At 64.5% G+C, this 24,042-nt stretch carries 21 protein-coding genes and 2 tRNA genes; 16 read left to right on the top strand and 7 right to left on the bottom strand.

Annotated features, from left to right (window positions below):
• Positions 1 to 12: 12 nt before the first annotated feature.
• A complete protein-coding gene (gene kdpA / locus QQZ18_RS03060; RefSeq protein WP_284537786.1) occupies positions 13 to 1,716 on the bottom strand; it encodes a potassium-transporting ATPase subunit KdpA in 1,704 nt (567 codons plus the stop codon).
• A 24-nt stretch (positions 1,717 to 1,740) separates the two neighbouring features.
• Positions 1,741 to 1,830, bottom strand: a complete 90-nt coding sequence (kdpF, locus tag QQZ18_RS03055) for a K(+)-transporting ATPase subunit F (protein ID WP_284537784.1) — start codon at positions 1,828 to 1,830, stop codon at positions 1,741 to 1,743.
• Between the two features lie 368 nt (positions 1,831 to 2,198).
• Between kdpF and QQZ18_RS03050 the strand changes: the two genes are divergently transcribed.
• Entirely contained in the window at positions 2,199 to 3,143 is a 945-nt protein-coding gene (locus QQZ18_RS03050; RefSeq protein ID WP_284537782.1) for a lactate/malate family dehydrogenase, read from the top strand.
• 17 nt (positions 3,144 to 3,160) lie between these two features.
• Here QQZ18_RS03050 and QQZ18_RS03045 read toward each other — a convergent pair whose 3' ends face one another.
• The 4 genes from QQZ18_RS03045 to QQZ18_RS03030 all read right to left on the bottom strand — a co-directional run bounded on the left by QQZ18_RS03045 (position 3,161) and on the right by QQZ18_RS03030 (position 6,606).
• Complete coding sequence (locus tag QQZ18_RS03045; protein WP_284537781.1) at positions 3,161 to 3,991, bottom strand: SDR family NAD(P)-dependent oxidoreductase; 831 nt, start codon at positions 3,989 to 3,991, stop codon at positions 3,161 to 3,163.
• A gap of 133 nt (positions 3,992 to 4,124) precedes the next feature.
• A complete protein-coding gene (locus QQZ18_RS03040; RefSeq protein ID WP_284537780.1) occupies positions 4,125 to 4,991 on the bottom strand; it encodes a DMT family transporter in 867 nt (288 codons plus the stop codon).
• Positions 4,988 to 5,716: a copper homeostasis protein CutC gene (locus QQZ18_RS03035; RefSeq protein WP_284537779.1), complete on the bottom strand. Its 729-nt coding sequence runs from the start codon at positions 5,714 to 5,716 to the stop codon at positions 4,988 to 4,990. The genes QQZ18_RS03040 and QQZ18_RS03035 overlap by 4 nt, the downstream gene beginning before the upstream one ends.
• On the bottom strand, positions 5,713 to 6,606 hold the full coding sequence (locus tag QQZ18_RS03030) for an ROK family protein (protein WP_284537778.1): 894 nt from the start codon (positions 6,604 to 6,606) through the stop codon (positions 5,713 to 5,715). The genes QQZ18_RS03035 and QQZ18_RS03030 overlap by 4 nt, the downstream gene beginning before the upstream one ends.
• A gap of 340 nt (positions 6,607 to 6,946) precedes the next feature.
• Between QQZ18_RS03030 and QQZ18_RS03025 the strand changes: the two genes are divergently transcribed.
• The 5 genes from QQZ18_RS03025 to tenA all read left to right on the top strand — a co-directional run bounded on the left by QQZ18_RS03025 (position 6,947) and on the right by tenA (position 13,227).
• Positions 6,947 to 7,147: a YgaP family membrane protein gene (locus QQZ18_RS03025; RefSeq protein ID WP_284537777.1), complete on the top strand. Its 201-nt coding sequence runs from the start codon at positions 6,947 to 6,949 to the stop codon at positions 7,145 to 7,147.
• Positions 7,148 to 7,160: 13 nt separating this feature from the next.
• Positions 7,161 to 8,114: an efflux RND transporter periplasmic adaptor subunit gene (locus QQZ18_RS03020; protein ID WP_284537776.1), complete on the top strand. Its 954-nt coding sequence runs from the start codon at positions 7,161 to 7,163 to the stop codon at positions 8,112 to 8,114.
• Positions 8,111 to 11,338, top strand: a complete 3,228-nt coding sequence (locus tag QQZ18_RS03015; protein WP_284537775.1) for an efflux RND transporter permease subunit — start codon at positions 8,111 to 8,113, stop codon at positions 11,336 to 11,338. The genes QQZ18_RS03020 and QQZ18_RS03015 overlap by 4 nt, the downstream gene beginning before the upstream one ends.
• A gap of 93 nt (positions 11,339 to 11,431) precedes the next feature.
• On the top strand, positions 11,432 to 12,568 hold the full coding sequence (tgt, locus tag QQZ18_RS03010) for a tRNA guanosine(34) transglycosylase Tgt (RefSeq protein WP_284537774.1): 1,137 nt from the start codon (positions 11,432 to 11,434) through the stop codon (positions 12,566 to 12,568).
• Positions 12,565 to 13,227 (top strand): thiaminase II, encoded by a 663-nt coding sequence (tenA, locus tag QQZ18_RS03005; protein ID WP_284537773.1) that lies wholly within the window; start codon positions 12,565 to 12,567, stop codon positions 13,225 to 13,227. Before tgt ends, tenA begins: the two co-directional genes overlap by 4 nt.
• 4 nt (positions 13,228 to 13,231) lie before the next feature.
• Here the strand turns inward: tenA and QQZ18_RS03000 are convergent, their stop codons facing one another.
• Positions 13,232 to 14,362 carry a serine hydrolase gene (locus QQZ18_RS03000; protein ID WP_284537772.1) on the bottom strand — a complete coding sequence of 377 codons (1,131 nt, stop codon included), beginning with the start codon at positions 14,360 to 14,362 and terminating at the stop codon, positions 13,232 to 13,234.
• 170 nt (positions 14,363 to 14,532) lie between these two features.
• Here QQZ18_RS03000 and QQZ18_RS02995 point away from each other — a divergent pair, with 170 nt between their 5' ends.
• From QQZ18_RS02995 to QQZ18_RS02950, 10 genes are all read left to right on the top strand, one after another.
• Entirely contained in the window at positions 14,533 to 14,934 is a 402-nt protein-coding gene (locus tag QQZ18_RS02995) for a TfoX/Sxy family protein (RefSeq protein WP_284537771.1), read from the top strand.
• A gap of 108 nt (positions 14,935 to 15,042) precedes the next feature.
• A complete protein-coding gene (locus tag QQZ18_RS02990) occupies positions 15,043 to 15,567 on the top strand; it encodes a DUF4405 domain-containing protein (protein ID WP_284537770.1) in 525 nt (174 codons plus the stop codon).
• Positions 15,568 to 15,703: 136 nt separating this feature from the next.
• Positions 15,704 to 15,788, top strand: a tRNA-Leu gene (locus QQZ18_RS02985).
• A gap of 170 nt (positions 15,789 to 15,958) precedes the next feature.
• Positions 15,959 to 17,308: a trigger factor gene (gene tig, locus QQZ18_RS02980; RefSeq protein WP_284537769.1), complete on the top strand. Its 1,350-nt coding sequence runs from the start codon at positions 15,959 to 15,961 to the stop codon at positions 17,306 to 17,308.
• A gap of 338 nt (positions 17,309 to 17,646) precedes the next feature.
• Complete coding sequence (locus QQZ18_RS02975) at positions 17,647 to 18,273, top strand: ATP-dependent Clp protease proteolytic subunit (protein WP_284537768.1); 627 nt, start codon at positions 17,647 to 17,649, stop codon at positions 18,271 to 18,273.
• A 201-nt stretch (positions 18,274 to 18,474) separates the two neighbouring features.
• Positions 18,475 to 19,737, top strand: coding sequence for an ATP-dependent Clp protease ATP-binding subunit ClpX (gene clpX, locus QQZ18_RS02970; RefSeq protein WP_284537767.1), 1,263 nt, complete (start codon positions 18,475 to 18,477; stop codon positions 19,735 to 19,737).
• A 352-nt stretch (positions 19,738 to 20,089) separates the two neighbouring features.
• Positions 20,090 to 22,522, top strand: coding sequence for an endopeptidase La (lon, locus tag QQZ18_RS02965; RefSeq protein ID WP_284537766.1), 2,433 nt, complete (start codon positions 20,090 to 20,092; stop codon positions 22,520 to 22,522).
• A gap of 190 nt (positions 22,523 to 22,712) precedes the next feature.
• The gene (locus tag QQZ18_RS02960; RefSeq protein ID WP_026782895.1) at positions 22,713 to 22,988 is read left to right on the top strand and encodes an HU family DNA-binding protein; all 276 of its coding nucleotides are present in this window, start codon (positions 22,713 to 22,715) and stop codon (positions 22,986 to 22,988) included.
• Between the two features lie 182 nt (positions 22,989 to 23,170).
• Positions 23,171 to 23,246 (top strand) — tRNA-Val (locus QQZ18_RS02955).
• A gap of 281 nt (positions 23,247 to 23,527) precedes the next feature.
• Positions 23,528 to 24,004, top strand: a complete 477-nt coding sequence (locus QQZ18_RS02950) for a GNAT family N-acetyltransferase (protein WP_284537765.1) — start codon at positions 23,528 to 23,530, stop codon at positions 24,002 to 24,004.
• The last annotated feature ends 38 nt before the right edge of the window (positions 24,005 to 24,042 follow it).

Genomic DNA, 24,042 nt, shown 5'->3' with positions numbered 1-24,042 from the left:
TCCGTCCGACGCTCAGAAGGTCTCACCGGCGGTGATCGCCAGGTGTTCGACCACTGGACCGAGCGCCAGTGCCGGGAAGAAGGTGAGGCCGCCGACGATGACGATGACGCCGGTGAGCAGACCGACGAACAGCACGCCGTCGGTGGGGAAGGTGCCGGCCGATGCGGGAACGGTCTTCTTGGCGGCGATGGAGCCGGCAATCGCCAGCGCCGGAACGATCACCAGGAAGCGCCCCATCAGCATGGCGATGCCGAGGGTGACGTTGTACCAGGGCGTGTTGCCGGAAAGGCCGCCGAAGGCCGAGCCGTTGTTGGCCGCCGCCGAGGTGTAGGCGTAGAGGATTTCCGAGAACCCGTGCGGTCCCGCGTTGGCGATGGACCCGACGCCGGTCGGCAGCACCACCGCTACGGCGGCAAAGCCGAGCATTGCGAGCGGCAGGCAGAGAACGGCCAGCATGGCCATCTTGACTTCCTTGGCCTCGATCTTCTTGCCGAGGTACTCGGGCGTGCGGCCGACCATCAGCCCCGCGACGAAGATGGCGATCACCACGAACATCAGGATGCCGTAGAAGCCGGCGCCGACGCCGCCGATGATGATCTCGCCGAGCATCATGTTGATCATCGGGATCATGCCGCCGAGCGCCATGAAGCTGTCATGCATGGCGTTCACCGCGCCGCAGGAGGCGGCGGTGGTGACGACTGCGAACAGCGCCGAAAGGGCGGTGCCGAAGCGGGCTTCCTTGCCTTCCATGTTGCCGCCGTCGATGCCGAGGGCATGGACCAGCGGATTGCCGGCCGCTTCGGCCCAGTAGCAGACGGCGACGCCGACGAGGAACAGCGTGCCCATGGCCGCGAAGATCGCCCAGCCCTGCCGCTCGTTGCCGACCATGCGGCCGAAGACGTTGGTGAGCGCCGCGCCGATGGCGAAGATCGCCACCATCTGGATCAGGTTGGAGAGCGCGCCAGGGTTTTCGAACGGGTGGGCGGAGTTGACGTTGAAGAAGCCGCCGCCATTGGTGCCGAGCATCTTGATGGCGAGCTGGGAGGCGACCGGACCGACGGCGATGGTCTGCCTCGCGCCTTCCAGCGTGGTCGCTTCAACGGAGCCTCCGAGCGTCTGAGGAACGCCGAGCGCGACGAAGACAATCGTCAGGACGATGCAGAGCGGCAGCAGCAGGTAGAGCGTCGCCTGGGTCATGTCGACCCAGAAGTTGCCCACCGTTCGCGCCGACTTGCGGGCGAAGGCGCGGATCAGCGCCACGGCCAGCGCGATGCCGGTGGCCGCCGACAGGAAATTCTGCACCGTCAGTCCAAGCATCTGCGACAGGTAGGACATGGTGGTTTCGCCGCCGTAGTTCTGCCAGTTGGTGTTGGTCACGAAGCTGACGGCGGTGTTGAAGGCGAGCTCCGGCGGCACGCTGGCCATGCCGGTTGGGTTGAGCGGCAGGGAGCCCTGGAGGCGCAGCAGCGCGTAGAGAAGCAGGAAGCCGAAGAGATTGAACAGCAGCAGCGACAGCGCGTAGCCGGTCCAGTGCTGCTCTTCCCGCTCGGTTGTGCCGGCGAGCCGGTAGAGGCCGCGCTCGAGCGGCCCGAGAACGAACGACAGCGGCGTCCGCTCGCCGGTGAAGACCGCCGTCATATAGCCGCCCAGCGGCCTGACGAGCAGAAAGATGATCCCGCAGAAGACGAGGATCTGTATCCATCCATTGATGGTCATTGGGAAATTCCTGATCGGCTGAGGTCAGAAGCGTTCGGGGCGAACGAGGGCGTAAATCAGGTAGCCTGTGAGGAACGCCGCCGTGGCGCCGCCGAGGATGTATTCAAAAAGCATGGTGGGCACTCCAGCGCTCAGAGCCGGTCGCAGGTTCGGACGTAGCCGAACATCAGTGCGAAAAAGCCGATGCCTGTCAGCGAGAGGACGATATCCATCTTCGGACTCCAAAATTCATTCCAGACGGGGATTCGGCCGCGCCAGATGCCCGTCTGCGTGCGAACTCGTCGTCCCGCCGGGGGGCTTGCGCGAGATTGCCGAGTTCCGAACTCAGGATAGGTCCGACCCGCATAGGGGTTCGAGACGGAGCCACGGGCAAAGATATAAAAAAGTCATAGGGATCGAGGCCGCGAGCCGCTCCGGGCAATTGCCTCTCACAGTGTTAAGTGATCTAGATTCCGCCATCGGTCATGCGTCAGGGGGCGGGGATGAAGATCACGGTCATCGGCATGGGGGCGGTGGGCACCGAGGTTGTCGGCCATCTGCTCGATAGCGGCGTCGCATCGGAAATCGTGGTCATCGACCAGGCGGCGGCCAAGGCCCAGGCGGAACTCTGGGACTTCTCGCACACGACATCCTTCATCTACGCACAGAACCCGCGCCTGACGGCGGGCGACTACGCGGACTCCTCCGCCAGCGACATCGTGGTGATCACGGCGGGCGCCCAGATCAAGCCGGGGCAGACGCGCGACGCTCTCGCGCAGATCAACAGCGCCATCATGAAGTCGATCATCGCCGATGTTGAGCGGACGTCGCCGGGCGCCATCGTGCTGATGGTCACCAATCCCGTCGACATCCTGGTGCAGGTGGTGCTGCGGCACTCGTCCTTCCCGAAGGAGCGGGTGATCAGTCTCGGCACCATCATCGACACCGCCCGCTTCATGCGCATCGTCAGCGAGCACGTGGCGATCGACCCGAAGAACATCTTCGGCTGGGTGCTTGGCGACCACAGCGAGACAGGATTCATTCCCTGGAGCCTCTGCAACGTCTGCGGTCTGGATGTCGACACCTACTGCGAATTGAACGGCCTGCCACCGATCGATCGTACCGAGGTGCGGCGGCGCGTGCTGCAGATCGGCCTCGATATCTTCGCGGGCAAGGGCAACACCAACCACGGCATTGCCGCCTCGGTGTTCCGGATCATCCGGGCGATCGCCGGCAACGAACGGTCCGTGCTGCCGGTCGGCACGCTTCTGCAAGGCGAGTATGGCGTTTCCGACGTGGTGATGAGCGTGCCCTGCGTGATCGGCCGCGCCGGCCGCGAGGCCATCGTTGCCTGCCGGTTCACCGAAGAGGAGCAGGCGGCCTTCGAGGCCTCGCACGCGCACGTGCTGGCGCTTCTTGCGCAGGCCGAGGCGCAGGCGACGGGGTAGGCCGCCCGCGCCGTCCCTCAGATATCGACGCGCGTCAGCCGCAATGCACGGCCGTCCGTGGCGACGAGATCGTCCATCGCCGTCTCCAGCGCGTCGCGATCCTCGACACCGCGCAGCATGCGTCCGGCCAGCCTGTCGAAGCGCCCGGCGGCGATGTCGGCGATGAGGGCGGCGGCCCGGGTCGGCGGAATGTTCACGCCTTCGTCGAACAGTCGCTCGATGTCGGGCAGGTGCCTCTTGCCCTCGTCCGAGTGGAGCTGCAGTTCGGTCATGGCGGTGCGCACCAGCCCCGGATCGACGGCGAAGGCAAGGACGCCGGCGTCCTTTACCGTGTCGTTGAAGCACTCGGTGAAGCGCATGATCGCGGCCTTGCTGGAGGCGTAGCCGGAGCCGTTGGGGAAGCTGGTTCCGGTGCCGCCGCCGACCAGATTGACGATGCGTCCGGCTCCCCGGTCGCGCATGGCCGGCGCCACGGCGCGGCAGGTGTGGAAAGTGCCGCGCAGGTTGATCTCGACGTCGGCCCACCACGCCTCGGGGTCGCAGTCCCAGATCGGCCCGAAGGCCCGGAACGAACCATGGTTGTTGACGAGGGTGTCGATGGGGCCGAGTTCGGCGGAAACGTGGGCAACGGCCGCTTCGACGGCGGCCCGGTCGACGAGATCGACGGGGAGGGCGATCGCCTTGCCGCCTTCGGCGGCGATCAGGGCGGCGGTCTCCTCGATTTCCCGTGCGGTGCGGGCAAGGGCCGCCACCTTGGCGCCGGCGCGGGCCTGATGAAGGGCGATCTCCCGCCCGATGCCCCTGCCGGCACCGGTGACGATTGCGACGGTTCCTGCGAGACGTGCCATGGCGGTTCTCCCGTATTGGATTTTGTCGTATGATTACGTTGTCAATGCCATCCTCAGGGCAAGCTAGCCTGTGGCGCGGCCCGCATCAAGCGGGACGGCAATGGCGGGGTCATGGTCTCGCCGTCGCGGTCGGTCAGGTGCTGGCCCGATCGGCTCGCAACACCATCAGACCGGCGGCGATGATGATGGCCGCGCCGATCCAGGTGAACAGTTCGACGGACGCGCCGAACACCAGCCAGCCATTGAGCGCGCCCCAGAAGATGAGGCAGTACTGGAACGGCGCCACGAAGGACGCTGCGCCGACGCGGTAGGCGCGGACGATCAGCAGATTGCCTGCGAAGAGGCAGAAGCCGGCGAGAAGGACGAGCGCCATATCGCCGCCCGAGGGCGCCGGGAAGCCCGTGGTCATCAGGGTCACGATGCCGCTGCCGATCGCCAGGATGATCATCGGGCAGATGACCAGGGCGAGATCGGACTCGCGCGGTGGCGCGATGCGGATCATCACCAGCGTCACCGCGAAGATGAGTGCCGAGCCGGCGGCGGCGAAATGGCCGAGACCGAAGCCCATGGCGCCGGGACGGAATGCGACGAGAACGCCGACGAATCCAAGCACGACCCCTATGGCCACCAACGGGGAAGGGCGCTCTCCGAGGCCGACGATGGCGATCACCGAGACGAAGATCGGCGTGAGAAAGGTGAGAACGTAGACGTCGGCGAGCGGAACGACGGTGAAGGCATAATAGATGATCGCGGTCTCGCTCGCGAGGAGAGCGCCGCGGCCGAGCGTGAAGGCGGGCGTTACCGGAACAAGGGCGCGTCCCTGACCGATGCCGAAGCCGTAAAGAGCGATCAGCACCGTTGCAACGCCGGTGATCATCGCCGTCACGGCGGCGACGGGCATGAACTGGCTCTCGTATTTGACGATGGTGTCGGCGACCGAGAAGATCCCGAATGCGCAGACGGCAAGCAGGGCGCCCCTGAGGTTGTCGCTGAGGATCATGACGGATCTCCGGAGGTGGCGGCCGCCTTCAGCGTCCGGATCCGGTCGGCATCGGTCAGGCGCCGCTCGTCCGGTCCGAAGCCGAAGTGGCGGATATCCTCGCCGTTGGCTTCGGTGCGACCGCAGGAGGAGTGCAGCCAGTGGGCGCGCGTATCCCTATGGATGGCCGCCGCGTTTTCCGGACGAACACCGCTGCCCGCCATGATGTCGATCCGGCCGGCGGCGCGTTCGACCATGGCGGCAATGACGGCTGCGCCCGCCTCGGCGGAGAGCGCGCCGCCGGAGGTCAGGATGCAGTCGAAGCCGAGGTGGATGGTGATGTCGACGGCGGTAACCGGATCGGGCAGCAGATCGACGGCACGGTGCAGCGTCTTGCCGAGGTGACCGGCAGCGTCGACGAGGCGGGCGAGCGCCGCGATGTCGAGTTCGTTTTCGGCGGTCGTCGCCCCGAGAACGACGCCTGCGAGCCCCGCCGCCCGCACCGCCGCGATGTCGGCGAGCATGACGTCCATCTCGGCGTCGGTAAAGACAAAGTCGCCGGCGCGCGGCCGGATCATGGCGCGCACCGGCACCGTGGACTTCGAGGCGGCGGATATGAGGCCCGGCGAGGGGGTCAGGCCGCCGAGATCGAGCGCCGAACAGAGTTCGATGCGGTCGGCTCCGCCTGCGGCGCAGGCCGCGAGGCCGGATACGTCGTCCATGCAGACTTCGAGGCGAATGGTCATGGCGCGGGCGCCTCCGAAACGTGGATCGCGGCGCCGACGAGACCTTTCTCCGGCCCTGTCTCGGTGGGCACGCAGAGCGCTTGGGCGCGCTGGCCGAGCGTGCGGGAGCGCACTTCGGCATCGATGGCGGCGATGAGGGCGGCGTTGCGGGCCAGGCCGCCGCCGATCGGGACGATGTCGGGGTCAAGAATGTTGACCGTATTGGCGAGTGCGCCGCCGACCACGTCGAGGTAGACGTCTAGCGTCCGGACCGCGTCCGGCTCGCCCTGCTGCCAGGCGGCGAGAATGGCCGGGCTGTCCGCTTCGATGCTGGTGAGGTGGCGGTGCAGCCGCTCGAGACCGCGCGCGCCGCCCAGCGTATCGACACAGCCGGGCCGGCCGCAGCCGCAGCGGACGATGGGCAGCGTGGCGCCGGTGCGTGTCGCCGCAGCCGGACCGTGCCCCCACTCGCCGGCGCTGCCGGTCGAACCCATGACGAGCCGGCCGTTCAGCACGAACGCGCCGCCGACGCCCGTGCCGATGATCACGGCAAGGACCGACGCGTGCCCCTTGCCGAGGCCGACGTTGGCTTCGGCGAGGGCGAAGGCCTTGGCATCGTTGAGTACGCTCACCCGACGGTTCAGGCGGTCCTCAAGGTCGGCGGCAAGCGGCTTGCCGTCGGCGCAGGGAATGTTGGCAACGATAAGCCGGCCGTCGCGCGGATCGACGACACCGGCTATGGAGATTCCAATCGGCTCGTCACCTTGTCCTGCAAGATCGGCAATGGCGGCGCAGAACGCATCGTAGTCGCGAATGGGGGTCGGAACACGGCCGATTTCACTGGCCGCCAGATCGGCGCCGACTCGTGCTGCCGCGATTTTCGTTCCACCGATGTCGAAGGCAATGGCCATACGTTCCTCTCCGAGATTCGGGGCCGGAGGCTATCATCAAACCGGCGGGAAAAGCGATCGAAGTTGACCGCCGCGGCTGCCCTGTGACGAGCCTTCCCCGTGGCGTTCGCGAGATGGCTCCTGTCCAGTTATCATGATGAAATAACTATACAAATCATCCACTTTGCCTCCGGATGGATGATTGACGGCGACGTCTTGTTGATCCAGCCTGCCCTGGACGCTGGCGCTGCATGGCCATCCGGCGCCGGCAGTGTTCCGAGGAGGGCGCAGAAGCGCTTGCATCTTTGGTGCGTTTCTGTATATGAGTATATTATAATATAACTCTTGACGGAGATGACCGATGACCCTTGATCGCGCCGTTCTCGCTTTTGCCGGCAGCGTGCTGCTGGTCTCGCTGCTGCTCACCTATTTTGTCTCGCCGTACTTCGTGTGGCTTTCGGCGTTCGTCGGCTTCAACCTCATCCAGTCGGCCTTCACGGGGTTCTGTCCGGCGGCAATCGTGTTCCGCAAGCTGGGCGTCAAGTCCGGCACTGCCTTCTGATCGGGAGTTCGTGATGCGCCTCTTCCTCACCGGGCTCGCTTCGCTCTGCCTCGTCTCGTTGGCGGAGGCGGGGACTCTGGTCGTCCAGCCGGTCGCCATCCCGGAGTGGAAGGCGGTCTATGGCCGCGTCGAGGCGCGCGACACTCTCGCCGCACGCGCTCGCGTCGGCGGCACCCTGGTGTCGCTCGACGTTTCCGAAGGCGACGCGGTGAAGGGCGGGCAACGCATCGCCGTCGTGCGCGACGACAAGATCGACTTTCAGGTGTCGGCTCTCGATGCCCAGTTGAAGGCGCTCGTGGCGCAGTTGCAGAACGCTGAGTCCGAACTTGCCCGTGGCCAGACGCTGGTCGAGAAGGGCGTCAGCACCAGTCAGCGACTGGATCAGTTGCGCACCCAGGTCGACGTGTTCCGCAACCAGATCGCCGCCGCCGAGGCGCAGCGGCAGGTCGTGGTGCAACAGGGTGCGGAAGGCGATGTGCTGGCGCCCAATGATGGCAAGGTTCTGACGGTGCCGGTAACCAAGGGATCGGTGGTGATGGCCGGCGAAACCGTCGCCACGCTGGGCGGCGGCGGCTTTTTCCTGCGCCTGTCGATTCCCGAGCGCCATGCCGACCTGCTTGAAATGGGCGCCTCGCTCGCGGTGGAGACGGCAAACGGCGCCCTGGAGGGGCGGCTCGCCAAGATCTACCCGCAGATCGAAGGTGGCCGCGTGACCGCCGACGTGGAAGTGGCGGACCTGCCGACCGATTTCGTCGATGCCCGTCTTCTCGTCCGCGTGCCGGTCGGCAAGCGCCAGGCCATTCTGGTGCCCGCCTCCGCCGTCGCCAGCCGGTCCGGCATCGACACCCTGCGCATCTCCTCGGAAGGCGTGGAGAGCGACCGTACCGTGGTGCTCGGCGAGCGACACGGCGATGATGTGGAGATCCTGTCCGGCCTTTCCGCCGGCGATGCGGTGGTGCTGCCATGAAACTCGGTATAGCCGGCCATCTCACCCGCGCCTTCATCGGCTCGGCACTGACGCCGCTGTTTCTGTTGGCCGCCTTCGCGGTCGGTCTCGTTGCGCTGGTCACGTTGCCACGCGAGGAAGAGCCGCAGATCTCCGTGCCGATGGTCGACATTCACGTGTCGGCGCCGGGCCTCAAGGCCGAGGACGCCGAGAAGCTGATCACCGAACCGCTCGAGACCATCGTCAAGGCCATAAACGGGGTCGAGCACGTCTACTCGCAGACCTATGACGAGCAGGTTCTCGTCACCGCCCGCTTCCTGGTCGGCACCTCGGCCGACGCGGCCGTGCTGCGCGTGCACGACCGGATTCGGGCCAACATGGACCGTATTCCCGTCGGCATCGCCGAGCCGAGAATTGTCGGGCGCGGCATCGACGACGTCGCTATCGTCACCTTGACCCTGTCGCCGAAGCCCGAGGCGGCCGCCTCGGTGACCGCCGCCGATCTGACGCGAGTCGCCCGTGAGTTGCGCAGCGAGATCGCCAAGGTCGAGAATGTCGGGCTCACCTATCTCGTGGGTGAGACCGGGGATGCCATTCGCGTCGCGCCGGATCCCGATCGTCTCGCCCTCTATGGCGTGACGCTGCAGCAACTGGCAGCCAAGGTTACGGCCGCCAACAGGTCGTTTCCGGCCGGGACCGTTCGCCAGGGCGGTGAGGAAATCCAGCTGGTGGCCGGCGAAACCCTGCAATCGCCCGCCGAAATCGCCAATCTTCTGCTGACGACCCGTGACGGCCGGCCCGTCTACGTGCGCGACGTCGCCGACGTCTCGTTCGTTCAGGATACTGCCGATCTCTACGTTTCCACCGTCCGCAAGACCGAAGGCGGATCGCTTGAGCGGCTTCCCTCGGTGACGCTGGCGGTCGCCAAGCGAGCGGGCGCCAATGCCGTCACCGTCGCCCATGACATTCTCGCCCGAGTCGAAGGCCTCAAGGGCAACCTGATTCCCGACAGCCTCGCCGTCGAGGTGACGCGAGACTATGGCGAGACCGCCAACGAGAAGGCCAACGAGCTTCTGTTCCACCTGGGTCTTGCAACGCTGTCGATCATTGTCCTGGTCTGGGTGGCCATCGGCTTCCGCGAGGCCGTGGTCGTGGCCGTCGTGATCCCGGTGACCATCCTGCTCACCTTGTTCGCCGCCAAGGTGATGGGCTACACGCTCAACCGCGTGTCGCTGTTCGCGCTGATCTTTTCCATCGGAATCCTGGTGGACGACGCCATCGTCGTCATCGAGAACATTGCCCGTCACGCGGCGATGGGCAAGGGCATAAGCCGGCGGGAAAGCGCGGTCGAAGCCGTGGCCGAGGTTGGCAACCCGACCATCGTCGCGACGCTGACCGTCGTCGCGGCGCTGCTGCCGATGCTGTTCGTTTCCGGCATGATGGGCCCCTACATGAGCCCGATCCCGGCCAACGCTTCGGCGGCGATGATCTTTTCCTTCTTTGTGGCGGTCATGGTGACGCCTTGGCTGATGCTGAAGGTGACCGGCGGCGGATCGGCGCATCACCATCAGGGCGACAGTGCCGGCGGCGTGCTCGGCAAGGCCTACGCGGCCGTGGCGCGGCCGATCCTCCAGAGCAAGGGGCGGAGTCTCGCCTTCCTACTGGCGGTGGGTGTGCTGACGCTCAGCTCGCTGACCCTCTTCTACACCAAGCACGTCACCGTGAAGCTGTTGCCCTTCGACAACAAGGCGGAACTCGCCGTGACCATCGATTTGCCGGAAGGCTCGTCGGTGGAGGCCACGGACGCCGTGGCGCAGGCGGTGGCAAAGGCGGCTCTCGGTCTGCCCGAGGTGGTCTCCGTCCAGACCCACGCCGGTGCCGCCGCGCCGTTCAACTTCAACGGCCTCGTGCGCCACTCCTATCTGCGCGCCCAGCCGCAGCTCGGCGATGTCCAGGTCAACCTGACGCCCAAGGGCGAGCGTGACAGGGCCTCGCACGACATTGCCCTGGAGCTGCGCCAACGCGTCATGGCGCTGCCGGTTCCGACGGGTACCTCGCTCAAGGTGGTCGAGCCTCCGCCGGGACCGCCGGTGATGGCGACATTGCTGGCGGAGATCTACGGTCCGACGGCCGACACGCGACGCCGGACGGCCGAGAAGGTCGAGGCCGCTTTCCGGGAGGTTCCCTTCATCGTCGACGTCGATAACTCGTTCGGCGAGCCGGCGCGGCGGCTTCGCGCCACCATTTCCACCGACGATCTCGATTTCTTCCACGTGGAGGAGAGCGACGTGTTCGACACGCTGGCCATCCTGGGCGGCTCGTCGACGGTGGGCTATTCGCACCGTGGCAATGGGCGGGCGGCCATACCGATCGTCGTCGAGCGACCGAAGGGCAAGAAGGTGCTCGACGAGACGGCGCTGACGACGCCCATTCCCGCCAACGTGCTGCCGGGCGATCGCGGTGTCGTCGAACTCGGGGACGTCGTGCGGGTCAAGGAGGAGAAGGCATCCTTCCCGATCTTCCGCCACAACGGTCGCTTTGCCGAGATGGTGACGGCCGAGCTGGCCGGCGCCTACGAGGCGCCTCTCTACGGCATGCTCGCCGTCCAGGAAGCGCTCGACCGCCAGGACTGGACGGGCCTCGAAAAGCCGGTCGTCGCCCTGCATGGCCAGCCGGCCGACGAAGGCAAGTCGACCTTGCTTTGGGATGGCGAATGGGAAGTGACGTGGGTGACCTTCCGCGACATGGGGGCCGCCTTCGCCATCGCCGTGCTCGGCATCTACATCCTCGTCGTGGCGCAGTTCGGCTCGTTCAAGCTGCCGCTGGTGATCCTGACGCCAATTCCGCTGACCTTCATCGGCATCCTCGGCGGGCACTGGCTGTTCCATGCGCCGTTCACGGCGACGTCGATGATCGGCTTCATCGCGCTCGCGGGCATCATCGTGCGCAACTCGATCCTGCTCGTCGATTTCATACGGCATGCGCCGCGCGAGATGACTGTCAAGGACGAGGAGGGCGTGCCGCATACCATGCACCGGCCACTCGCCGACATCCTGATCGAGGCCGGGTCGATCCGCTTCAAGCCGATCCTCTTGACGGCGCTTGCCGCCATGATCGGCGCGGCGGTGATCCTGACCGATCCGATCTTTCAGGGGCTCGCCATCTCGCTCCTGTTCGGTCTCGCGTCCTCGACGCTGCTCACCGTGCTGGTCATTCCGGCCATCTACCGGCTGCTCAGGAGCTGAGAGGCGTTGTTGCCGGCGGTATTTTTCGCTATTGGCGGGCGGCGCTCCCGATCTTGTTGAAACGGGGGCGCCATTCTCCGGAAAGCGATGCCGATGACCCAGCCCTTTTCCTTCCGCCTCATTGCGACCGATGGTCGGGCGCGTCGCGGCGAGATCGTCACGCCGCATGGCGTCGTCCGCACGCCGGCCTTCATGCCGGTGGGCACGCTCGGAACGGTGAAGGCGATGTTCATGGACGACGTCAAGGCGACCGGCGCCGACGTCGTGCTCGGCAACACCTATCACCTGATGCTGAGGCCCGGCGCCGAACGGGTGGCAGCTCTCGGCGGCCTGCACACGTTTTCCACCTGGGACAAGACCATCCTCACCGACAGCGGCGGCTTCCAGGTGATGTCGCTCGCCAAGCTCAGGAAGATGGATGAGCATGGCGTGACCTTCCAGAGTCACATCGATGGCAGCCGGCACGAGCTGACGCCGGAACGCTCCATCGAGATCCAGGGGCTTCTCGGCTCCGACATCCAGATGCAGCTCGACGAGTGCGTCCGCCTGCCGGCCGAGCCCAAGGAGGTCGAACGCGGCATGCGATTGAGCCTCAGGTGGGCCGAGCGGTCGCGCCGGCAGTTCGAGGCGATGGGCGGGCCGCAAAAGGGGCAGGGGCTCTACGGCATCGTGCAGGGTGGCGACGTTCCGTCGCTGCGCGAGGCGAGCGCCCGCGAACTCTCCGCCATGCCCTTCGAAGGTTTCTCGGTGGGCGGTCTCGCCGTCGGCGAGCCGCAGGCGGTCATGCTGCAGATGATCGACGTCGTCGATCCGATCCTGCCGCGCGACAAGCCGCGCTATCTGATGGGGGTCGGTACGCCCGACGACATCATCGAGAGCGTGGCGCGCGGCATCGACCAGTTCGACTGCGTGATGCCGACGCGCGCCGGCCGCCATGGCCTCGCCTATACCCGCTTCGGCAAGCTCAATTTCAAGAACGCCCGCCATATGGACGATCCCCGGCCGATCGACCCGACGTCGGACTGTCCGGCCGCGCGCGACTACTCGCGCGCCTATATCCACCATCTGGTCCGCACAGGCGAGGCGCTGGGTGCCATGCTGCTGACCTGGGTCAACGTCGCTTACTACCAGTCGCTGATGCAGGGCATCCGCGACGCCATCGAAGCAGGCCGCTTCGAGGCGTTCAAAGCCGAGACCAAGGCGGCCTGGGCACGTGGAGAGAACGGATGAAGCTTTACGACCGCCTCGTCGAAGCCTGCGCCGACGACTGGCGTGCCTACGTCGAGCACCCCTTCGTGGAGATGATGGCCACCGGCAAGCTGCCGGAGGCGGCCTTCCGGCACTATCTCGTCCAGGACTATCTGTTCCTGATCCAGTTCGCCCGCGCCTATGCGCTCGCCGCCTACAAGGGGCGGACGATGGAGGAGATGCACTATGGGCTCGATGGTCTCCACGCCATCCTCGACGGCGAGATGGCGTTGCACGTCAAGTATTGCGCCGGCTGGGGCCTGACGCCGGCCGATCTCGAAGCCGCCGACGAGGACATGCCGACCACGGCCTACACCCGCTTCGTGCTCGACTGGGGTGTGCGGGGCGATCTTCTCGATCTCCACGTGGCGCTCGCCCCCTGCATGATCGGCTACGCGGTCATCGGCCGCCGGCTCGCGTCCATTCCGGGAGCGTTGGCCGAGAGCAACCGCTACGCGCCGTGGATCGCCGAATACTCCGCCGATGGCTATCAGCAGGTGGCGGCCTCGACCATCGATCGTCTCGACGCGCTGTCAGGCGGTGCGATGGGAGAGGCGCGCTTTGGCCAGATCGCCCGCATCTTCCAGCAGGCGAGCCGGCTCGAAGCCGCTTTCTGGCAAATGGGTCTCGACAGGGCCTGAGGTCCTATTTGGCCGTGGCGAGTTGGGTGGCCGCCCTGGCGAACAGGCCGGCCGCCGCAATCTCGTCGATCACTTTATCCCCGTTCAGCGTCACGGACAGGCAGTGCGTGCGGCCGTCCTTGCCGATCAGCGCGGCGGTCAGGTTGAGAACGCCGGTCTCGCTGCCGCCCTTGTAGGCGATGCGTTGCCACGAACCGGGGCGAACCGGACCGGGATTGATCGTGAAAACGTCGATATCGGACACTGCGGCGGCGAGGCGACATAGCTGCCGCACGGGAATCATCCATTCGAGACCGGACGTGTAGAGGCTGGAAGCGGCGGCGACCGACGGCAGCTCCCGCTTGGATAGCTGTTTCAGGAGGGCGGCTCGATCGGAGGCTGTGCCTGAGAGATAGGCGTCGGCCAGGGTCTTGTTCGCTTTCAGCTGGAACAGCGCCCGGGTGGTCAGCAGCGTCTCGATGCCGAGGCCAGCGGCGATCCGGTCGGCCCCGATGGTTCGGATCAGCGTGTCGGTTGCCGTGTTGTCGCTGTGGGCGATCATTTCAGCGGCCAATGTATGCAGCGTCAGAGGCGATCCGGCAGGATAGAGGCGCAACTCGCCGGTTGGCAGCGATCGATCGGTCGCTTCCAGTCGCACCACGTCGTCCCACCGGCGACGTCCCGCGTCGATGTCGTCCCAGAGGGCCTTCAGCACGCCGAGCTTGAAAGCAGATCCGACGGCCAGTGGCAGATCGGCGTCGCGTTCGAAGCGAACCGCTCCATCCTCTTCGACAATGTAGGAGACAGTTTTGGCGAGGCTGGCGAGCTTTTCCAGCGTTTCGGAGAGCGAGGCCGTCAGAGCCATCGGCGGCTCAAACAGCAGCCCGGCGATCAGGCCGTCGGCATCCAGCGTTATCTTGGTCGGAATCGAGTGGGTCTTGGTCTCGACCGCGTAGTCGTCTCCGTCCTGGACGATCGCCTGCGGCGTCCCGAGCGAGCCGACCAATTGGTTGACGATCTTGGATATCTGCTCGGCTGGCACCGCAGCCAGAAAAGACTTCGAGAACTGGGTCCCGGCCTGTTCGGGCGCACGGAAAACTTGTTCGAGGCGGGCGATTTCCGCCTCGCCGGCCCTGGCGTCGATCATGGGGTTCATCAGCGCGGCCATCTGAACAAGCAGCGAGACCGCAAGTGCTCGTATGAGGATAGTCGTCAGGACAAATAATGCCCGTGTCGAGAAAGGGCAAGAAGCGCACGTGTGCGCTGCCGACGCTGGACGGGGCTGTTTGTTCATATTATGTTCCGGTGCGATCTACGGACTGGGGAATGGCGATGGCAGATGATGGCTTCAGGGAGTTTCTGCGCGAGCTGACGGAGCCGCTTGGCGGCGTCACGTTCCGAAGGATGTTCGGCGGGCTTTCCATCTACCAGGATGGCATGGTGTTCGCCCTGGAGATCGACGGCAGTCTCTACTTCAAGGTGGATGGCGAGACGCGGGGACGTTTCGTCGCCGAGGATTGTCCACAGTTCGAGTATACCACCAAGGATGGCCGGACGGCTCAGATGCCTTACTGGCGGGCGCCGGAGCGGCTTTACGACGAGCCCGACGAGTTCCTCGACTGGTGCCGGGCCGCGGTTGCCGTCGCGCGCCGCAGCGAGGCGGCCAAGGCCGAGGAAAAGGCGCGCAAGGCGAGCCGAAAGCGCAAGGGAACGGCCGATACCCTTTGATACACTTCGCGACCTCGCTGAGAGGATCGGAAGCTGAGGGAGTGCTAGGAGAAAAGGGAGCCCAAGGCTCTCGTTTCCCAGCTTTTCTTCCTTTGCCGAGTTCATCTCATGTCCGCCAAAGATATCCTGTTTCTCTACGCCACCCCCCTGACCACCTGGCTGTTCCTCATCTCTCTGGTCTCAGGCGTCGCGCTCTTTCTCGGTGTCGGGGCGCAGTATTTCCGCGAGATGCACGAAATACTGTCCCTGCTGCTGATCGTGCCCTTCGGACTGCACGTCTGGCGCAACTGGCGGACGCTGGCGAACTATTTCCGGCGGTCGGCCATGTGGGTCTCGACCGTCGTGTGTCTCGCCGCCGCGGGAGCCTTTGCCTATGAGGGCGCGGGCGTCTCGGCAAACAATCCGCGCGCCGTGGTGTTCGGCGCACTCAACAATGCCTCGGTGACGGCGTTGGCCGCGCTCGCCCGCACCGACGAGGCGACGGTGACCGATCGGCTCAAGGCGATCGGTGTCGAGGTCAAGTCGGCCGAGGATACAGTGGCAGGGCTTGCCCAGGCGTCCGGACACGACAGTTTCGAACTGTTGGGCGCCGCGTTGGCGGCTGCGGCGGCGAGCGGCCAGCCCGCGCTCTGAGCCCGCCAAAGCCGGCAAACTCGACCAAAGGGGAGGTTCGTCGCGAATCCTCCCCTTTTTGCTTTGTGCCTGCTGGGAAGTTTGCTATGGAGACCCCGCTTCGAGCATCGGAGGCGATGGTCGGCGCGGTTGGATCGCGGGCGTGGTGGAATTGGTAGACACGCTGGATTTAGGTTCCAGTGGCGAAAGCCGTGGGGGTTCAAGTCCCTTCGCCCGCACCAGATCGACCCGCCGAAATCGAGGGTGATGCTGTCGGTGTCAGGTACGCCTCCGTGGCGTCCCGCCGGTGGTGAAGACAGAATTGAGCCGCTTCTTCGGGCTGGATCGGCTGGGAAAACCGCCGGAACGGTCTCTGGGGCGTTCTCGGGATCAGAGACGAAAGAAAACATCCATGCAGGTGACTGAAACCTCGACCGAAGGCCTGAAGCGCGAGCTCAAGATCGTCGTCACGGCCTCCGAACTCGCTGAAAAGCTCGACGCCCGTCTCGAGGAAATGAAGGCGCAAGCCCGGCTCCCCGGCTTCCGTCCGGGCAAGGTTCCCAAGGCTCACCTCAAGAGGCTCTATGGCAAGTCAACCATGGCCGAGATCGTCAACAACGTGATCGGCGAGACCTCGAACAAGGCTCTCGAGGAGCGCTCCGAGAAGGCGGCCATGCAGCCGCAGATCAAGCTCTCCGACGAGGATGCCGAGAAGATTCTCTCGGGTGACCTCGACCTCGCCTACGACATCTCTTACGAGATCGTGCCGGAGTTCGAGCTGGCTCCGCTCGACGGCATCGCCATCGAGCGTCCGGTCGTCGAAGTGGCCGATTCGGAAGTCGATGAGCGTCTGACCCAGATCGCCGAGGGTGCTCGTTCCTATGTCGCCCGTGAGGAAGGTGCCGCCGCCGAGAACGGCGACCGCCTGACCACCTCCTATCTCGGCAAGATCGACGGCGAACCCTTCGACGGTGGTGCCGACGACCGTGCCGCCATCTTCCTCGGCCAGGGCCGTTTCATCCCCGGCTTCGAAGAGCAGTTGATCGGCGCCAAGGTCGGCGACAAGAAGGTCATCGAAGTGACCTTCCCCGAGGACTATCAGGCCAAGCATCTGGCCGGTAAGCCCGCCACCTTCGACATCGAGGTGTTCGAGGTTGCCGCTCCGGGCGAGCTGAAGCTCGACGACGATTGGGCCAAGACGCTCGGCATGGACAGCCTCGATGCGCTGAAGGACATCGTCAAGCAGCAGGTCGAATCCCAGAACGGTGGCCAGACCCGCCAGAAGGTGAAGCGCCAGCTGCTCGATGCCCTCGACGCACAGTATTCCTTCGAGCTGCCGGCGACGCTGGTGGAGCAGGAATTCAATGCCATCTGGGGGCAGGTCGAAGCCGAGATGAAGTCCGCCGGCAAGACCTTCGAAGATGAAGAGACCACCGAAGAAAAGGCCCGCGCCGACTATCGCAAGATCGCCGAGCGCCGCGTCCGTCTCGGTCTCGTGCTGTCGAAGTTCGGCGAGCGCGAGAAGGTGCAGGTCAACGAGCAGGAGCTGCAGCGCGCCCTGATCGAACGGGCCCGCCAGTTCCCCGGTCAGGAACAGGCCGTGTTCGAGTTCTACCGCCGCGACCCCAACGCGCTTGCCTCGCTTCAGGCGCCGGTGTTCGAGGAGAAGGTGGTCGATGTCCTTCTCGGGCTCATCAAGGTCACCGACAAGACGGTCACCAAGGAAGAGCTGTTCAAGGACGACGAGGAGCCGGCCGTCTGATCGACGCAGCGCAATCCTAGCGAGAACTTCCGCGGCCGGGGCGGTAACGCCCCGGCCCGTTGCGTTTTGAGGCGAGCAGCTCTGCGTGTGGCTTCGGCCGCTTGCAGAGTTTGCCAGCGATACATAAGTGGCCTTAGAGGGGAGTTTCCCCTGGGATAGACGGGGCATGAAAAGCCGTACACCATGCACCGAAAATTCAGAGGCTTTGGAGTAGCCAAGCGTCTGCTTGGGATGTAACGATCACGGTACGAGTGATTTGCAGGCGACGCCACCGCCGCTCCGCGAGGCCCCGATAGGGGCGGGAAGGGCGGTTCGTCCGTCGAACGCCGAGGGAACGTATGAAGGATCCTGTCGATTTCACCATGAGCACGCTGGTCCCGATGGTCGTCGAGCAGACGAACCGTGGCGAGCGCGCCTATGACATTTTCTCGCGCCTCCTCAAGGAGCGGATCATCTTCATCACCGGCGGTATCGACGATGGTGTCGCGACGCTGGTCAGCGCTCAGCTTCTGTTCCTGGAGTCGGAGAATCCCAACAAGGAGATCTCCCTCTACATCAACTCTCCAGGCGGCTATGTGACGGCGGGTCTCGCGATCTACGACACCATGCAGTTCATCCGTCCGAAGGTGGCGACGCTCTGCATCGGTCAGGCGGCGTCCATGGGATCGCTTCTGCTCTGCGCCGGCGAGCCCGGCATGCGCTTCTCGCTGCCCAACGCGCGCATCATGGTGCACCAGCCGTCGGGTGGCTTCCGTGGCCAGGCGGCGGACATCATGCTGCATGCTCAGGAGATCCTGAAGCTGAAGCGTCGCCTCAACCAGATTTACGTCCAGCACACTGGCCGCGATCTTGCAGCGGTCGAGGAGGCGCTGGAGCGTGACAACTTCATGGATGCCGAAGCCGCCAAGGCTTTCGGGCTCGTGGACGACGTCATCATGAAGCGGGCTGTTCCCGAACAGTCTTGATAAAAGAGGTTTGCCGACGCCGGAGGCGGCGGTGCGTTGAGGTCGGTACGTTAAAGCTATCTTGAGTCCTTTTGGCGCAGCATGCGCAAGTGGCGGTTCCGGCGGATTCGGCCGCTAAAGAGGGTTCGAGAGGGAAGGTTCGGTTCGATACTCGCCCGAGGCGGGGAGCGGATCGTCCGTCAACCGAGCGGGAATGATTGGATGACTAAGGTTAGCGGCGAGTCGAAGAACACCCTCTACTGTTCGTTCTGCGGCAAGAGCCAGCACGAAGTCCGCAAGCTCATCGCGGGACCAACGGTGTTCATCTGTGATGAATGCGTGGAACTCTGCATGGACATCATCCGTGAGGAGTCGAAGTCCAATCTCGTGAAGTCGCGCGACGGCGTGCCGACGCCTTCGGAAATCCGCAAGGTGCTCGACGATTACGTCATCGGCCAGGACAAGGCCAAGAAGGTGCTGTCGGTGGCTGTCCATAACCACTACAAGCGCCTCAACCACGCGACGAAGAACAACGACGTCGAGCTGGCCAAGTCGAACATCATGCTGATCGGCCCGACCGGTTCGGGCAAGACGCTGCTGGCCCAGACTCTCGCCCGCATCATCGACGTGCCGTTCACGATGTCCGACGCGACGACCCTGACCGAAGCCGGCTACGTCGGCGAGGACGTCGAGAACATCATCCTGAAGCTTCTGCAGGCCGCCGACTACAATGTCGAGCGTGCCCAGCGCGGCATCGTTTACATCGACGAGGTCGACAAGATCAGCCGCAAGTCCGACAATCCGTCGATCACCCGCGACGTGTCGGGCGAGGGCGTGCAGCAGGCGCTCCTGAAGATCATGGAAGGCACGGTGGCCTCCGTTCCGCCGCAGGGCGGACGCAAGCATCCGCAGCAGGAGTTCCTGCAGGTGGATACCACCAACATCCTGTTCATCTGCGGCGGCGCCTTCGCCGGCCTCGAAAAGATCATCTCGGCGCGCGGCAAGTCGACCTCCATCGGCTTCCAGGCGCAGGTGACGGCCCCCGAGGATCGGCGTACCGGCGAGTTGTTCGCCCAGGTGGAGCCGGAAGACCTCCTGAAGTTCGGCCTGATCCCCGAGTTCGTCGGTCGTCTGCCGGTGCTCGCCACTTTGGAAGATCTCGACGAAGCGGCACTGGTCATCATTCTGACCGAGCCGAAGAACGCTCTGGTCAAGCAGTACCAGCGCCTGTTCGAGATGGAGAACGTCAAGCTCTCATTCCAGGACGATGCGCTGTCCGCCATTGCCCGCAAGGCGATCGATCGCAAGACGGGCGCCCGCGGTCTCCGCTCGATCATGGAAGGCATTCTGCTTGAGACCATGTACGAGCTGCCCAACCTTGAGGACGTGACGGAAGTCGTCATTTCCGCCGACGTCATCGTCGGCAAGGCCAAGCCGATCTACGTCTATGGCGAGCGCCTCGACGATACGGGTACGGGCGCCTGACAAGTTTCTACGGGCGGCGACGGATCGTTCGCCGCCTTCTTCCCGGCCCCTGGGCCGGGAGCGTCGTGCGTCGGGTCAATGACGCTTTCGTGTCAAGGCCTTGAAAGCACAGTCGCCGCGATCCATGTATCCGCTTACGCGGCGGCAACGGAAACGGGAACGGCGTCCGGCCTTGCGCCCATCAAGGGGCGGACCAGGCGGCCACGTAGCGGATCATACAATCCGATCCTCTCACCCGTTGCCGAACTCGGACCTCCGATCTTCGGGTCGGCTGTCCTTGCCGAAAACCGCGTGCGACGGACGCCGGTGCCGACAGGCCTAGCCGGCGGGCCACCAGAAAGGAAACCACTCCATGGCCGCATCCACTCCCGCGACCGGCGCCGAACGGGACGTCTTTCCTGTCCTGCCGCTTCGTGACATCGTCGTTTTCCCGCACATGATCGTGCCGCTCTTTGTGGGTCGCGAGAAGTCCATCCGCGCTCTTGAAGAAGTGATGACGGCCGACAAGCAGATTCTGCTCGCCACCCAGCGCAATGCCTCCGACGACGATCCGGCCGCCGGTGACATCTACACGGTCGGTACGCTGGCGACGGTGCTTCAGCTTCTCAAGTTGCCCGATGGCACGGTGAAGGTGCTGGTGGAAGGCGCGCGCCGGGCCGAGGTGATCAATTTCATCGACCGCACCGACTATTTCGAGGCCGAGGTTCGCCCGCTCGAAGAGGTTGAGAGCGACCCCGTCGAGGTCGAAGCGCTCGCCCGCTCCGTGCTGGTCGAGTTCGACAACTACGTCAAGCTGAACAAGAAGGTCTCTCCCGAGGTGCTTGGCACCATCAAGGAGATCGACGACTATGCCAAGCTGGCCGACACCATCGCCAGCCATCTCGCCGTCAAGATCTCCGAAAAGCAGGACGTTCTGTCGCTGAAGTCGGTGGTTGAGCGGCTTGAGCGCGTGCTCGGGCTGATGGAAAGCGAGATTTCCGTTCTGCAGGTGGAAAAGCGCATCCGCAGCCGCGTCAAGCGGCAGATGGAGAAGACGCAGCGCGAGTACTACCTCAACGAGCAGATGAAGGCGATCCAGAAGGAGCTCGGTGACGGCGAGGAGGGCAAGGACGAGCTTGCCGAACTCGAAGACCGCATCAAGCGCACCAAGCTCTCCAAGGAAGCTCGGGAGAAGGCGACGGCCGAGCTGAAGAAGCTCCGGCAGATGTCGCCGATGTCGGCCGAAGCCACGGTTGTCCGCAACTACCTCGACTGGATCCTGGGTATTCCCTGGAAGAGCCGCTCCAAGACCCGCGACGACCTCGCCTATGCCGAGGCAGTGTTGAACGAGGACCATTTCGGCCTCGACAAGGTCAAGGAACGCATCGTCGAGTATCTGGCCGTGCAGAGCCGGGCCAACAAGCTGAAGGGACCTATCATCTGTCTCGTCGGTCCGCCGGGCGTCGGCAAGACGTCGCTCGCCAAGTCGATCGCCAAGGCGACCGGCCGTGAGTACGTGCGCATGTCGCTTGGCGGCGTGCGCGACGAGGCCGAGATCCGTGGCCACCGCCGCACCTACATTGGCTCGATGCCCGGCAAGGTCATCCAGTCGATGAAGAAGGCCAAGAAGTCCAACCCGCTGTTCCTGCTCGACGAGATCGACAAGATGGGCATGGATTTCCGCGGGGATCCGTCGTCAGCGCTGCTGGAGGTCCTCGACCCCGAGCAGAACCACACCTTCATGGATCACTATCTGGAGGTGGAGTACGACCTCTCGGATGTGATGTTCGTGACGACGGCCAACACGCTGAACATTCCCGGCCCGCTGATGGACCGCATGGAGATCATTCGCATCGCCGGTTACACCGAGGATGAGAAGGTCGAAATCGCCAAGAGGCACCTGCTGCCCAAGTCGATCGCCGACCATGGCCTTCGTGCCGGCGAGTACGTGATCACCGACGACGCCATTCGCTCGGTGATCCGCCAGTACACGCGGGAAGCCGGCGTGCGTAACCTCGATCGCGAGATGATGTCGCTTGCCCGCAAGGCGGTGACTGAACTTCAGAAGTCGAAGGGCTCCTTGAAGTCGATCACGGTAACGCCGGAGAAGGTCGAGCAGTATCTCGGCGTGCCGCGTTTCCGGCATGGCGAAGCGGAAGGCACCGATCAGGTCGGCGTAGTCACCGGTCTCGCCTGGACCGAAGTCGGCGGCGAGCTGCTCACCATCGAAAGCGTGCGTCTGCCCGGCAAGGGCCGCATGACGGTGACCGGCAACCTGAAGGACGTGATGAAGGAATCGATCTCGGCCGCGGCGTCCTACGTCCGTTCGCGCGCCATCGATTTCGGCATCGAGCCACCGCTGTTCGACAAGCGCGACATCCACGTCCACGTGCCGGAAGGCGCGACCCCGAAGGATGGCCCGTCGGCCGGTATCGCCATGGTCACTTCGATCGTCTCGGTGATGACCGGTGTGCCGGTGCGCCATGACGTCGCCATGACCGGCGAAATCACGTTGCGTGGCCGCGTGCTGCCGATCGGTGGACTCAAGGAGAAGCTGCTCGCCGCTCACCGCGGCGGCATCAAGACGGTGCTGATCCCCGACGAGAACGCCAAGGATCTTGCGGATATTCCCGAGAACGTCCGGAACGGCATGGAAGTCATTCCCGTCGCTCACATGGACGACGTGCTCAAGGTGGCGCTGGTGCGACCGCTCGAGCCGATCGCCTGGGACGAATCGAAGGAAAGCACTCCTGCACCGGTCGCCGAGGGTGAAGCCGGCGATTTGGGTTCCTTCACCGCGCACTGAACCAACGCGGGACACTTGTCCAGCAAATTACCGGCCCGGGCCTTCAAAGCCCGGGTCTTTTTTGTCTTCGGTCAAAAAATCGCGCATAAGCGGTCTTTCCGCACTTGATTTTCCCCGGAAATCCGGGAAACGTGCCGCCGGGGTGACGGACAAGTTCCGCTACCGACAGAGTCAGACAAAGGGACACGACATGAACAAGAACGATCTGGTCACGCAGGTCGCCGAGAAGGCGTCGCTCAACAAGGCGCAGGCCGGTGCGGCTGTCGACGCGGTCTTCGCGACGATCACCGAAGCGCTCAAGGCGGGCGATGAAGTTCGCATCGTCGGCTTCGGCAACTTCGTTGTGACCGAGCGCGCCGCCTCCGAGGGCCGCAACCCGCAGACGGGCGAGCCGCTCAAGATCGCTGCCTCCAAGCAGCCGAAGTTCCGCGTGGGCAAGGGCCTCAAGGACGCCGTCAACGGCTGACGTCCCGAATCGGCCCGGTCCGCAACCGGGTTGGGCCGACGTGACTTTGAACGGCGCGGCCGGTGACGGTCGCGCCCTTTTTTTGCTCTGCTCATCATCTCCATCGCGATCCGGCCGATGATCTTGCATTCGGCTGCCCGAGTGGGTAGAGCAGGGGCCGTCCGCCTTCGCAGGCGGACGCGGGGCGGTTAGCTCAGTTGGTAGAGCGCCAGTTTTACACACTGGATGTCGGCGGTTCGAGACCGTCACCGCCCACCATTTCCAATGATCAGCATATTCGCGGTTTGGGCTCCGCGGGTCCGATCGGGCTGTCGATGGGCTCGCATTCTGGGCGAGCGCTGGCCGACAAGCGTGCGGCAAGCTGTCACGTCGACGCTTGGGATTTCCTCAGGCGCTCCTGGCCCGATGGCGACGGCGCTTGGGGATGCCCTAAGGCCGTGCATCTTTCGGATCCCTGATGGATATCCGTTCGTCATCTGTTCTAAGATCCGGATCTGGCCGAGCCCGACTCGACATCCTTCGTTCACACAGGGGGATTCATGCCATCCGTTGCTTATCGCATCGCCACTCCCGCCGATCTGCCCTCTCTTACGGAGGTCATGACGCGAGCCTTTGACGATGATGCGCGTCGCTATCTGGGGCGCGATCGGGGCGGACCGCCCGGGTACGACAACGGCGACTTCTTTCGCCGCTGGCTGTTCAGCGACGTTCCGACCGAAGGTCATGTCATCGAACTCGACGGAATTGTTGTCGGAGGGATGATCGTTTGGGTCTTGCCGGAACGGGAATTCCGACTGGGTACCTTGTTCGTTGACGTCGATGTTCAAGACCGAGGTATCGGGACCGGTGCCTGGGAGTTTCTGAGGAGAACGTATCCTCAGGCCCGCCACTGGGTTCTGGACACGCCGGTTTGGTCCATTCGCAACCATCGCTTCTATGAGAAATGCGGGTTTTCAAGAACTCGCCAAGATGGCGATGGAGTTGAGTTCCGTCGCGACATGGAGGTTCAGGCCTAGGCAGCTTCAGCCGAAGCGGGCACCGATTTGGCGTCCGA

The organism is Pleomorphomonas sp. T1.2MG-36, assembly GCF_950100655.1.
Taxonomy (GTDB): Bacteria; Pseudomonadota; Alphaproteobacteria; order Rhizobiales; family Pleomorphomonadaceae; genus Pleomorphomonas.
Note: the sequence above shows the minus strand (reverse complement) of the source record. Positions and strands in the feature narration are given on the sequence as shown.